Source organism: Flavivirga abyssicola, assembly GCF_030540775.2.
GTDB classification, from domain to species: domain Bacteria; phylum Bacteroidota; class Bacteroidia; order Flavobacteriales; family Flavobacteriaceae; genus Flavivirga; species Flavivirga abyssicola.
Genome location: NZ_CP141266.1, coordinates 512,748 through 526,050 on the forward strand (window position 1 = coordinate 512,748; position 13,303 = coordinate 526,050).

Annotated in this window: 6 protein-coding genes; 1 reads left to right on the forward strand and 5 read right to left on the reverse strand. The window is 34.4% G+C overall.

Annotated features, from left to right (window positions below; translation table 11 throughout):
* Nucleotides 1–15 precede the first annotated feature (15 nt).
* From Q4Q34_RS01880 to Q4Q34_RS01890, 3 genes are all read right to left on the reverse strand, one after another.
* Nucleotides 16–1,569, reverse strand: coding sequence for a sulfatase family protein (locus tag Q4Q34_RS01880; protein ID WP_303317231.1), 1,554 nt, complete (start codon nt 1,567–1,569; stop codon nt 16–18).
* A 31-nt stretch (nt 1,570–1,600) separates the two neighbouring features.
* Entirely contained in the window at nt 1,601–4,894 is a 3,294-nt protein-coding gene (locus tag Q4Q34_RS01885; RefSeq protein WP_303317230.1) for a VPS10 domain-containing protein, read from the reverse strand.
* 130 nt (nt 4,895–5,024) lie between these two features.
* Entirely contained in the window at nt 5,025–6,695 is a 1,671-nt protein-coding gene (locus Q4Q34_RS01890) for a sulfatase-like hydrolase/transferase (protein WP_303317229.1), read from the reverse strand.
* 445 nt (nt 6,696–7,140) lie between these two features.
* Between Q4Q34_RS01890 and Q4Q34_RS01895 the strand changes: the two genes are divergently transcribed.
* A complete protein-coding gene (locus Q4Q34_RS01895; RefSeq protein ID WP_303317228.1) occupies nt 7,141–8,670 on the forward strand; it encodes an alpha-L-fucosidase in 1,530 nt (509 codons plus the stop codon).
* Between the two features lie 732 nt (nt 8,671–9,402).
* Here the strand turns inward: Q4Q34_RS01895 and Q4Q34_RS01900 are convergent.
* Together Q4Q34_RS01900 and Q4Q34_RS01905 are read right to left on the reverse strand one after the other, a co-directional pair.
* Complete coding sequence (locus Q4Q34_RS01900; protein ID WP_303317227.1) at nt 9,403–11,358, reverse strand: SwmB domain-containing protein; 1,956 nt, start codon at nt 11,356–11,358, stop codon at nt 9,403–9,405.
* A 26-nt stretch (nt 11,359–11,384) separates the two neighbouring features.
* Nucleotides 11,385–13,301: a RagB/SusD family nutrient uptake outer membrane protein gene (locus Q4Q34_RS01905; RefSeq protein WP_303317226.1), complete on the reverse strand. Its 1,917-nt coding sequence runs from the start codon at nt 13,299–13,301 to the stop codon at nt 11,385–11,387.
* Nucleotides 13,302–13,303: the final 2 nt, after the last annotated feature.

Genomic DNA, 13,303 nt, shown 5'->3' on the forward strand with positions numbered 1-13,303 from the left:
TTTTATACTATTAATTTAGTTATGGTTACCTATAGGTGTTTTGTTATCTCTTGTTTGGTTATATTTTTTTAACAACGATGCTACTTTATCTTTATATTTCGCATCATTTATAAAGTTAAATTCCTCATTTTCTGAGATATTGTCTTTTAAATTGAATAATGCAACAGGTGTTCTTACTGTATCGGTTTTATCTTTCTTATCAAATTGAATAATGAGCTTCCATTCGTTTTCAATAATCATGGCTTCTCTTTCAGCACCTCCCTGAATCATAAGATATGGATGCGGATTTGCATTTGTATCGCCTTTTAAAACGGATAATAAATTAGACGAATCTTCGGCTTGTCCTTTAGGGATTTCCTGTTCTGTTATTCCCGCTAAGGTAGCCAGAATATCTAAGCCTAATATAGGTTTAGAAGATATTTGATTGGACTCTATTTTACCTGGCCAAACAGCAATGAATGGTACTCTTTGTCCGCCTTCATAAGGGTCGTTTTTCTTCCCCCTATAAATATCACTTGGTTTATGACCTGATTGTCTTGTTTTCTTATTACCGTATAGACCACCATTATCTGAAGTAAAAATAAACACCGTGTTCTCATAAACACCTTGCTTTTTCAACTCTTGGATCATCATACCTATTTGCACATCTAATTCCTTAATCATATCCATATGGCTGGACGGTGTAGTACCTGCAATTTGTATACCATTCAGTTCTTTAGGTGGGTTATGGGGCAAATGCACCGCTTGCGAACAGTAATAAATAAAGAATGGTTTTTCTTTTTTGGAAAGCTCTGCAATATGATTTGTTGTTTTATTGATTAATAATGGCCCTATTAAGCTAGGATGCCAATTAGAGTCACCTAGCCCTTCTTTTTTATTCAAAACAACTCCTTTCTTTAACATTTCTGCCTTCGTAATGTGTGTTACTTCAGAATCTTTTCCTAAAGGAAACCACTTACTATTTTCATAAACAGCATATGGTACATTTTGAATCCCTGATGGTAATGAAAAACTGTAATCAAATCCATTTTGTTGAGGGCCTCCTGCTACAATTTTAGTAATATCGACATTTAAACTTAACTTACCCTTTTCAACAAATATTGCATTTGGATCATCTAGCTTTTTAAAACTGGTTCCCATGTGCCATTTTCCAAAAAATGCTGTGTTGTAATTAGCATTTTTCATGAGTTTTCCTAAAGTTATCTGCTCTGGTGTAAAGACCGATTTTGCGTAACCCGACCAAACACCCCATGGTACAGGACTTCTATAATTACAATTGCCTGTCATAATACCATACCTAGATGTGGCACATAAAGCAGCAGGTGCGTGTGCATTTGTAAAAATCATACCTTGCTCTGCTAGGTTATCAATATGTGGGGTTTCTAAAATTACCTTCCCTTTACTCAAATTTCGATAAAAAGATATATCACCTACACCAATATCATCTGCCAGAACTACAATAACATTGGGTTTATCTGTTTTGTTTTTTCTGATTTGCGAATACGACATAGTGATCATTCCGCAAATCATAAAAACTAATAATGTTTTAACTTTATGTATGGTTTTCATTGTCATCTTTAAAAAAAATAAAATGATTCGTTTAATACTTTGCCAATTTTCCTGTTTTAAATAAAGACTTATCAGCATTGGTTACCTTATACAAATATATTCCTTGATTTAGAGACGATATAGAATATTTATCTGTTGACAGTCCTTTATATTCTTTTACTAATTGACCTTGTAATGAATAAATTTTTAATTCAATCTTACCATGTAACCCTTTAATATTTATAGTCTTTTTTGCTGGGTTTGGGTATACTCTAATGTCGTCTTTTGGGTGTGAGTTATCTCCAACACTTAAATTAGGGTTAGGATCTACGGCTACATACCAACCACTTCCTCTTGTTGAAGCATAATATTTTCCTGGTATAAAATAATCTATGGCAATATCATTAACCCTATCAGATTGTCCGTTACCTTTGTTTATCTTAATCCAAGTAGCACCTGCATCTTTAGATAAATAAGTTCCTGCATTTTTAAAGTTTATAGTAGCATTGGCTAAGGTAGAAACCAAAATGGTTCTTGTATCATATTTTGCGACTTCTACACGATTTGTCCATGGATGATCAAAAACTTTAGTCCAGGATGCCATACCGTCATTACTTACCCAAAGGCCACCATCGTTAGCACTTACATTTTTATAACCAGCAGTAATATATACTTTACCACTACCATCAAAGTGAATATCGTTAATTCCAGATGATTTGGATATTGATGTTGTTGAAGCTACTTCTGACCAAGTTTCGCCTTTATCAATAGATTTATATAACCCTCCATTATTACCAATTACTGTTGCATATAAAATACTGGTAGAACTGGGGTCAAAAACCAATCTAGACACATCTAATGAAGCCGGTAAGCCTGTATTAGGTTGTGTCCAAGTGACACCGCCATCTGTAGATTTATGTATGCCCCATCCGGTAACACTATCTCCTACCCATTCTAAATCTAAAGTTGATCTAGGTACACAGAAATACATTGTATCAGGGGTATCTTTATCAATCATAAAACTCAATTGATGTACTGATTTATCGCCTCCGCCAGCTGGTTCTGGCCAAGGTTGTGGCAACGGTGTCCCGATACTGCTCCATGTTTCTCCGCTATCTGTAGATTTCAGCACTTGTCCTTGTTTTGCCTGCCTGAAAAAAGTAGCATACCAAATTGTAGGGTCGTTAGGATGAACCACTACGGAGCTTACAGAATGCTCCGAATCTACCAATTCTACAACCCGAGCACCTTGAGCTCCAGCACGAACATTGTCACCTTCATCATTTGTAATCCACAAACTGTTTTCTCCCGATGGACAAAACACCGCATTTGGAATACTCATGGTTTGATAAAATCCATGCCCTGGTACATTGCTATTTCCTGCACCTACCCAGCTTTCAGAATTTGCTGTGGTTTCTTCATCGTCTATATCAATCCAGTTTGCACCTTTATCATAAGACACAAATCCAATTTTTGCCATTTGGGTATATAATACGGTACCATCTGCATTAAACTTTATAAAGTTTGACCCTTTTCGTTCGTACACATCTCTATTTAACCAATCACTCTTATATTTAAACGACACATTAGTACCCATAGGATTGCTTCTTAATGCCCAATATGCATTATCTGTACCATTATTCCAGTTTTTACCATTTCGTAATGTCACAAACCAATTTGTTCCGCCATTTGTAGTACGCCATATTTGTCCCGGCATAAAATTGTTTTTTGAAGCATTGGAGTAATTATTGATAAGATAAATATTATTAACATCGTTAGGGTCAACCGTTATCATATTGAAACGCTGAGTGATACTTGTTGGTAGGTTTGGATATGTTGTTTCTGCTTCAGCATTTGAACTTAACCCAAAATAATGCGCTATAGTTGTATAATAGCTTTTTTTAATTTGTGCGTTGTTTTTAAAGTAATCTAGATTAATAGCTAGATTGCCACTAATATCTGTCCAGGTTTCACCTTTATCGGTACTTTTAAATATGCCTCCTGCATCATCTTCAACAGTGGTTCCGTTAGCTTTCCATGTAATATTACTTAAAGCATAAAGCGTTATGGCATTTGTATTTTTATCATGATGCATGGCCATAGAACGAATCATATCATGATCGATACCATTAGACTTTAACGTCCATGTTGCTCCTCCATCTGTACTTTTATAAAATCCATAATTACTACCTGCATATACGATGTTACTCTCAACAGGATCAACAAGTATGGTTTCAAACTCTGCATTTGCATTTATACCTGTATTAGACAAACTCCAAGTATTACCCTTGTCTGTACTTTTCCAAATTCTTCCATTGGCATTAGGGTCTATATGAGTCCCTTTAGGAGCAGACTGCGGATATAGTATACGGCTGTAATCCCGCATTCTACCAGCTGACAAAAACCAGATATTATCATCAGACGGATCTACAGCAACACATGATAGGAAATTGTTTCCAATAACACCACTAGTTGATAATTGTGGGGTCCATGTTTTTCCTTTGTCTGTTGTTACATATAACTCGCCTTTACGTTTTCCTGTAGAAAAACCATAATTTGGGTTTTGTCTGGAAAAATCCAGTACATACATCTCTACGGCTCCACGTAACCCAGATTTATGATTAGGTCCGTCTTCATTTAAAATAGCTTCATAGGTAAATCCGCGGTCTGTTGATCTATAACTGTTTCCCATGTTAGGGCTCGTATAAACAACATCAGGATCTGTTGGATGTGTATACAATGAATTATTATTACCACTCATCCCAGGACCAAATTGCACCCATTTAATAGATGCATCTGAAGCTACATCGGTGGTTTTTATTAAATCAAAAAAATCTGGCACGACTTTCTCTATTGAAAAATCATCAAAATAAAATTCTCCCGTACCAGTACTGGATGGACGCATAGAAAATAATACATACCCCGATGTATCATCAATATTTGATGTAAAATCGAATGAAACTTCTTGCCATGATGTATTAGATAGCGAGAAATTATATTGCATGATTTTTACACCATTACCATCAAACACTTTAATATTTGGTGTATTATTATCTCCAGGAACAATAGCTCTATATTGGAAGGATATTTTATAAGTTTCCCCGTTTTCCCAGGCTATATTTTTTGATATAAGGTTTCCCTTGTGATCTGTATTAGAAAAACTCATTTGAAACCCATAATCCCCAGTGTTTTTAGAAACGGTATTACGCTGAAAAACAGGTAAACCATTTTCAAAAGTAGAACCCCATTCAGTGTCTACAGGAGCTTCAAACCCAGCACTAAAATTTTGTGCATTACCAATAAAGGGCAACATTATTATTGCTAAGGATATTTTTAGTAAATACATAGTCATTTTTTTAATAAAGTTAAGTTATGTTTAAATCGTAAAGGTCATTTCAGAAACATGGATACCACTATATCAAATTCAGCGAAAAGCAGATATGTTCACAACCATTTATTTTTCTTTTTTTATGTTTTTAATGCCCTCCTTTAGGGTGGCTATCATTTGTGTACCTTAAAACTTTTGGTGCTTCGGTGCCCCTAGCCATGGTTATTTTCTCTTTCCACGCCTTTTTTAAAGTATTTAATACCCTCTCATAATCTTTATTATCTACAAGATTCTTTAGCTCATTCGGATCTTCCTTTAAGTTATATAATTCTTCATATACAGGTTCTTCTCCTTGTAAAGGCGACTCGATATAATCTCTATAAACAGCTATAGCAGGATCGTGAACTGCGTATAACATTTTCGTCACATCAATACCAAGGGTTTTAGCTGCTTTAATATTTTTTGATGCAGGAAACGTTGTATTTTTATAGTAACGTATATATTTCCATTCTTTATCTTGAACCGCTTCGCATCTAGGGTTACCAAACTGTGTAGACCATAGGTTTTCTGTAAAAAGATAGTCTCTAACATTTTCATCCCCTCCTTCTACTAAATGAGATATATTTTGCCCTTGGAAACTTGAAGGCTGATCAATCCCAGCATAGGCCAACATTGTAGGCGCAACATCTATACTTTGCACCAAAGCATCAGATGTAACGCCTCTATATTTTCGTTTTACTTTAGGATTCATAATAATCATAGGGACATGAGTTGTTTTCTCGTAGCATAATGACTTTCCTCCAAGACCTTGTTCTCCCATAAACAATCCATGATCTGAAGTAAATATGATAATGGTATTCTTATCTATTTTTAAATCTTTTAATTTCTTTCTTAAATTTCCTACTAAACGATCAATGCCTGTCATAGCCTGAAGTTGACGCGTGTAACGTTCTCTAAAGCTTTCTGGAGTATCTACATAATTATAAATATTTTGTCTATCTTCTACTCGCAGCAAATCTGCTGGTAATTTAGGCATTTTAATATCGGCTTTCGCTATATAGTTTTCCGGCAATGGCATCTCTAAATCCCGATACAGGGTTTTGTAAATATCCTCATCTGTTTCCCGCATTTCCATAGATCTTGTACCTGCTCCATGTGGTAAATTAAAATTAATGGACAACATGAATGGTTTATCTTCTGGACGTTCATCTAAAAAGTGAACAGCACCTTTTAATCGTCTTTCATTATTATCGATAAAATCGTTAACTCCTTCATTTATTACTTCAACTTGGGTGCTTGCTTTGGCATCTTTAAAAATCTCGTGTCTTTCCTTTGGATAAAAACCAATATGGCCATGACCAGCGTACCAATAGTCAAAACTTTTTTCCATAACGCCACTAATATATCCTCCATTACCAATTGGTGCATGGTTTTTACCAATCCAACCCGTATAATAACCCGCTTTTCTCATAACCATGGGATACGATTGTTCCCATGCTTCATCCGAAACACTTGTGCCCGAATTAAAATTCACACCATGTTTACGTTCGTATTGACTTAACAAAATAGAAATTCTACTGGGCGTACAAATGGCACTGGTAATATGTGCATTTGTAAAACGGATCCCATCTGTCGCCAATCTATCTATATTTGGTGTTTGAACAATAGGATTTCCTTCACACCCCAACATACCAAAAGATTGGTCGTCGGTAAGAATAAAAATAATATTAGGACGTTCTTGCGAATGCAATTTTAAAATCGACAACCCAAAAATAACGATTGCCAAAGACGCAAATGCAGCTGCCTTAATTTTTTTCATAATCTAAGTTCCGTATTAAGAGTTTTAAAACTGATTTTTTTACACAACTTCTTGTGGAGATATTTCAGCATATCAAAAATATCCAAAATTGCCAGGCTATTTTATACCGTACGTTTTTATTATTATAACATATGTTCTAAAATCACTTCCAAACCGTGTTTTACTAACAATATTTTAAGTGTATGTTACTTAAATTACTTCATTAGGCATCCTTATTTATTGTTTTTGAATCTGGCATATAAGTAGGTGAAATAGAATGTATAATGGCATTTAGTTAAATTGTTTTGTTCTAAACGACTCGTTCAAATCTGTTACGCAATATCAAAAAATAAATCATTTGTAGCCTTAATGAAAACATTTAACACATAAAAACAATAGTTAAAAATCGAAATTTGTGTAACAGAATTATTCAATTTTTATAAATACTAAAAATACTATCTATAATATGTCCTCAAAAACACAGGTTCTTTTTTTATCAATTGCTTTATTGCTAATGGTTTCATGTAAATCTAAAGATGAACAAGAGCAAACTGGAACTCCTAATGATAAAGAACAAGTGTTTGACCCTAATTGGGAGTCCATAAAGAAACACTACAAAGATCCTGAATGGTTTAATAATCAAAAATTTGGAATTTTCATCCATTGGGGAGCTTATTCAGTGCCAGCATATGGTTCAGAATGGTATCCAAGGCAAATGTATATGGACACTGCTACTTTTACTGCAAGACTTGACTTAAAAAAGGAAGGTCCTAATGATACTTACTTACATCATAAAAAAACTTGGGGAGACCAGAAAGAGTTTGGCTATAAAGACCTTATCCCCATGTTTAAAGGTGAAAAATTCAATGCTTCAGAATGGATTGATTTATTTAAAAAATCTGGAGCAAAGTATGTAGTGCCTGTTGCTGACCACCATGATGGATTTGCTATGTACAAATCTAACACCACACGGTGGAATGCCTTCGATATGGGACCAAAACGCGATGTTTTAGGAGAACTATTCAAAGAAGGAAGATCACAAGGGTTAATTATGGGAGCTTCATCTCATTTTGCCTTCAACTGGTCTTTTTACAATAAGAAAGACCATTTTGATACCACAGACCCAGAGTATGCTGATTTATATTCCTCCAAAGGAAAAGATTTGAGAGAACCTGTTTCTGAAAAATTCAAACAGCGTTGGCTAGAGCGAACTATTGACTTAATTGACAACTACCAACCCGATATTCTTTGGTTCGACTTTTATGTAGATATCCCTGATTTTGCTGAGGTAAGACCAAAAATTGCAGCATATTATTATAATAAAGGCATTGAATGGGGTAAAGAAGTGGTTATTAATGATAAAAATTTTAGCCATGAAGCGTTTCCTGAAGGCACTGTTATTTATGATTTAGAAAGAGGCAAATTACCGGGGATTAGAAAATTACCTTGGCAAACAGATACTTCAATAGGCAAAAACTCATGGAGCCATGTTACCAACTGGAAATCTAAAACTACCAATGAGATTATTGATGATTTAGTAGACATTGTTTCAAAAAACGGGAACCTGTTATTAAATGTAGGTCCTAAATCTGATGGTACCATTCCAGATGGTCAACAAAAAATATTACTGCAAATTGGAGATTGGTTAAAAGTTAACGGAGACGCTATTTACGACACAAAGTATTGGAGAGTTTTTGGAGAAGGTCCTACCAAAGTAAAAAACGGTCATCATTCTGAAGGAAAAAACAAGGCGTTTACAGGTCAAGATATTCGCTTTACCCAAAAAGGAAACAAACTGTATGCCGTGCTTATGGCCTGGCCTAAGAACGGTAGTGTGCTCATAAAATCCATTACACATGACGACCACGTAAGCGGCATAAAAATGCTAGGAAGTGAAGCAGACATTAATTGGTCTCAAAATGATGTTGGCTTGTTGGTAGAGATGCCTAAAGACAAACCTGGAGAGTATGCTTATGTACTTGAGTTAACATTGTAAAAGTATAAACATTAATGATTAGTAGTTAGTTAATTATTTGAATTAGTTTTTATAAAGGCGTATCCTAAAAAGATACGCCTTTGTTATTTTTAAAAATTAGATTGTTTTTTAGCTAATCAACCATTTCTAAAGTAATCCAACCTATATTAAATAAATGATTTTTCAATCGTTTGTCAATTTCGACAGAGTGAAATATGAGCCTTTCGACTTTAGTTTATACTGAGCGTAGCCGAAGTACTCAAGATAAACTTTCGAGAAAGCTCAGAAGGATGGGGTTTCTCCTCGTTACTCATTCGGAATTGTAAATGTTACCCCATTCGCAGACAAAATAAGTAAGGATTTAATTATCAATATTTTAAAATATTTCAATAAAGAAAGCTAGTCATTCCAAACGCTATCGAAAACAAAATATATTTTGTTTGAAGATATGAAGCGGAGCTTACGAGGAGCAGGCAGGCAGGCAGGAAACCTCATCATGATGAGATATCTCATCACTCATGCTTCGTTCTATCGACATGACGAATACCTATATTTCAAATAATTAACTTGGTTCTTTTGAATATTATTTACATCGAATTGACGTTAATTTATTGAAACTTATAACTCACATTAAGATTATATTGGTCACTAATATCAACTAGATGTTAAAGTTGAAAGCAAATGATAAAGAAAGCCCCCAATTAAACTAGTTTAATTGGGGGCTTTTAAATTATTAAAAGCTGAGCCTTAAGCTTAAGGTCTTACTTCTTTTTCGGCTATTATGAAATCGTCATAATAAACTCTACTTACTCCGGCTGGTACAGGTTGGTATCTTACAATAAAATTACCTGTTGTACTTTGTACAAATTCAGCAATCTGAATATCTTCCCAAACCTCTCTAGCTTCTCCAACATAATCATCATTTGGAAGTTGGTCACTTGCTATATATGGTTTAGCAAAAGTGGTAGTATGTGCTGTAAAAATGTATCTTTTTGCCGTCCAAACATATGTTTTTCCTGCTTCAAATGGATAGGTTCCTGAAGATCTTAAATCAGGCTTATTCCCGTCTGGAGCTTCTACAAAAGCTACAGCACCAGTATCTGGATTGTTAGCAGGCACTGCTGGATTAGGAAATGTTATGGAAGATGTACCGTTCCCTGAATTATTATTCCATTTAGAGGAATCATCAAAACTACCATCTCCGTTTAAAATATCTCCATTATCCATAATTACCGGAACTCCAGTAAACGCTCCGATAGCTCCACCTCCGATAGCTCGTATATCTCCAGAACCATCATGTCCAACTGTTATAACATCTGGGCGATAAATAGGATCTGTCAAATTAATATTTAAAACCTTATTATCGGTATTATCTATACTAACAGACGCAATAGAAAAACTTATTCCATTAACTAATACTTCAAAACCTTGGGTCGTATCACCTGTAAACGTATCAGGGTCAAAGTCAACATCAAAAGGCACTTGAATCGTTTCATCTCTTAACTCTATAATCGTACCTGTTTGTATTACTGGAGTTACAATATAGTTCGCAACTGCTACATTTGAAAAGGCTTGTAGAGGCCTTTCATCTAATGATTGTAAACCACCGTTCCCATCATATGATATAGTAACTACGTCGGTTTCTTGGATATCAGTCTCTAGGGTTACGATTAAAGTGTTACCAGCAGTATTACTTTTTATCACAGAGTTTATTGTAGCTGGGCTTCCATTCACATTAACTGTAAAAGATGCAACTGGGCTACTACCTATATCTGCAACTATCGAGCTTAATGGAACCTGTATAGTACCGTCTGGCAATTCTTCTACAGATCCTGTTTGCGTAAAAGATTCATCAAGTGCTGTAACATTAAATACCACAGGTATATCAAAAATTTCACTATCCGCTTTAATGGTTTCTGTCCTATCTCTATTAGAAGTCAATTTACCTCTAAAACTTCCTATCTGCTTATTAAAAGTAATTGTATCGATTTTTGTAGTTCCATTAAAAATGTTTATTTCATCATCTTCATTATCCTCTATAGTATGAACTCTCCATCTGGTTGATGTTGGTCTTGCATTATTAGTTGTTTCACTTAAATCTTCAAAAATTAATTTATCATTAAATTTTAAATCAATAGAACTTAAGTTTCTATAGTCTATAGGGTTTCCATCAATGTCTCTTATTGCCATATCTGGTACAATAGTATCATAAACATCTATGGTTAAGGTATATTCATAAACCCATTTGCCATTAATAAGTTCTGTGCGTGTCGTATCAATAATTGTACTCCCAGCAACAGGATCAAATCCAGTATTTAAAATGAATTCAGTATACTCATCAAATTCATTATAAATTGTAATTTTTGCTACTGAATCTGCCTCTTTAAAAAGCACAAGTGCAGTTCGATCATTTGTAATAGTATCACCAGGATTTATGATAAATTCATCAAGGTTAGTTGCATTACCAGGAATTGGCCCTTTTAAGAAAAAAGCTGTTTTAGGAATACGCCATTCGTGGTATGTTGCACCTGAAGATAAATCTAAAAATCCAGAATAATCGTTAACATCTACTTCCTTTGCACCTAGACCTAAGCTACTCGTAAACGCAACATCCACAAACTCATTTGGTGGAACAAATTCATCATCGTCACAACTGCTTACTATAAAAAGCAATAATATTACTTTAAAAAGATTTTTTATATTTTTCATTTTTCTTGTTTTATTTTGTTTAAAGATTATTGATCTACAATATCATTCCAGTTTAAATTGGCATCTATTTCACTTTGTGGTATTGGTAAATAATCATGGAAATTTGAATTATAATTATTGGCCGCTACAACTTTGTCCTGTATCTCTATTTGCCCCGAAAAGAACTTTACACCCTGCGCATTTGGGTCAAAAGTTTGAGGTAGTTCTCCTGTACGTGTTAAAAAACACTTAAATCGTACACCGTGTTTTCCATTTGTGTTTTTAGGATAATGCCAATAGTCATATGGAACTGATGCCATCTCACTTAATACATTTCCAAAAACACCCCATCTTCTTAAATCTGCAGCTCTGTCTCCTTCTAAAGATAATTCCAAAGGAATTTCTTTAAACCTTAAATGTTCCATTAAATTACTTACAGTTACGACATCACTTCCTGATAAATCTAAATTTATATCATCTACATAAGTGGTCTCTGCGTTATTAAATTCTGCACCGGGATCCGTTGCTTTTCCTAAAAGCATAATATGAGAACGTTTTCTTACTCTGTTTATATAACGTAATGCTTCAGATAAGTCTCCTTTCTCTAACATACATTCGGCATAACTTAAATAGATATCAGCTAACCTAATAACTATTATATTTATATCTGATCTGCCATCAAACTCTGTACTTTCATCTTCTCCAGCACCGCCACCTATAGTATTCCAATGAGTATATTTTTTAAATGTAGCTGTTAAACCTCTTGAATAAGGACGTACACCAGGCACGTTACCAAATTCGCCACCTGGTACACCGTAATATAAATGATCTGGATCATCAACCTGTCCCATAAGGTTTCCCATTCTTAAGCTATAAAGTCGTGTTGCTGGAACTGTCCCATCTATTTCTCCCTGTGCAGTATAAATAGTACGCTCTACATTATTTATAGGATCTGCAGGATCAACCTTCTCTTCTCTATACAATAGTATTAAACGACTACTAGGCATAATTCCACCACTACCAATAATGTGTGTTACGCCTTGAGACACAGCTTCTTCACCATCTGCCAATAAATTTACCCCAGTAGTAACGTTTACTTCGAATATAGATTCAGAATTAAATTCGTCTATACCTGTAAAACATTTCGTTAAATCATCTACCAATTCATAATTATAATTATCTATAACACTTTTAAAATGTAATTCTGCATTTGTAAAATCATTTTCGTATAAATAACTTTTTCCAAGTAATGCATCACATGCACCAGCTGTAATTCGCCCAAGATTATTATTTCCTACATCTAACCATTCAGAATATGTTTTTGGTAGATTTTCCAACCCAAATTGAAGATCTGCTCTGTAAAAATCTTTTATTTTTTGAGATGTTGAAAAGGCTTTCTGGAAATCATCAAAAGTTTCTGGTATAGTTTCTAATAAAGGTACTGAACCGTCATTGAAACTATTATTTAACACGAAGTAAAAATACCCTCTTAAAGCTCTTGCTTGTGCTAAAATTCTCAAGCCTTCTTCTCTCGATGCTTCATTTTGATACCCTGCAGAAACAGTCTCATAGTTTTGAATAACTTGATTGGCTCTAAATACCCCTAAGTACAATGCATTCCATTTATTATTTACATAATCAGTATTTGCCGTATATTCTAGGTCATACATCTGGGTTCCTGTTCTTCCTCTTCTAAAATTTGCTGGCACTGCTAGGTCAGTTCTTACAGATTCTGATTCAATGCCTTGTACATCATTGTCTTTCAAAACACTGTATACTGAAATTAAGCCTGCGTTTAAATCGCCATTATTCTCCCAGAAGTTATTAGATGTCAAAGCATTTGGATTCGTTTGATCTAAAAAATCATCACATGAGTAAAATGATAGTAAAAAGCAAACTACTGGTATAATTCTCCAAATGATGGTTTCATTTGGTTTAACTTTAATGTTTATAATTTTTTTCATTT

What these genes read in the sequence shown, in the direction of transcription:
- Q4Q34_RS01890 (WP_303317229.1), bottom strand. Translation starts at nt 6,695, where the DNA reads ATGAAAAAAATTAAGGCAGCTGCATTTGCGTCTTTGGCAATCGTTATT.
- Q4Q34_RS01885 (WP_303317230.1), bottom strand. Translation starts at nt 4,894, where the DNA reads ATGTATTTACTAAAAATATCCTTAGCAATAATAATGTTGCCCTTTATT.
- Q4Q34_RS01905 (WP_303317226.1), bottom strand. Translation starts at nt 13,301, where the DNA reads ATGAAAAAAATTATAAACATTAAAGTTAAACCAAATGAAACCATCATT.
- Q4Q34_RS01895 (WP_303317228.1), top strand. Translation starts at nt 7,141, where the DNA reads ATGTCCTCAAAAACACAGGTTCTTTTTTTATCAATTGCTTTATTGCTA.
- Q4Q34_RS01900 (WP_303317227.1), bottom strand. Translation starts at nt 11,358, where the DNA reads ATGAAAAATATAAAAAATCTTTTTAAAGTAATATTATTGCTTTTTATA.
- Q4Q34_RS01880 (WP_303317231.1), bottom strand. Translation starts at nt 1,569, where the DNA reads ATGAAAACCATACATAAAGTTAAAACATTATTAGTTTTTATGATTTGC.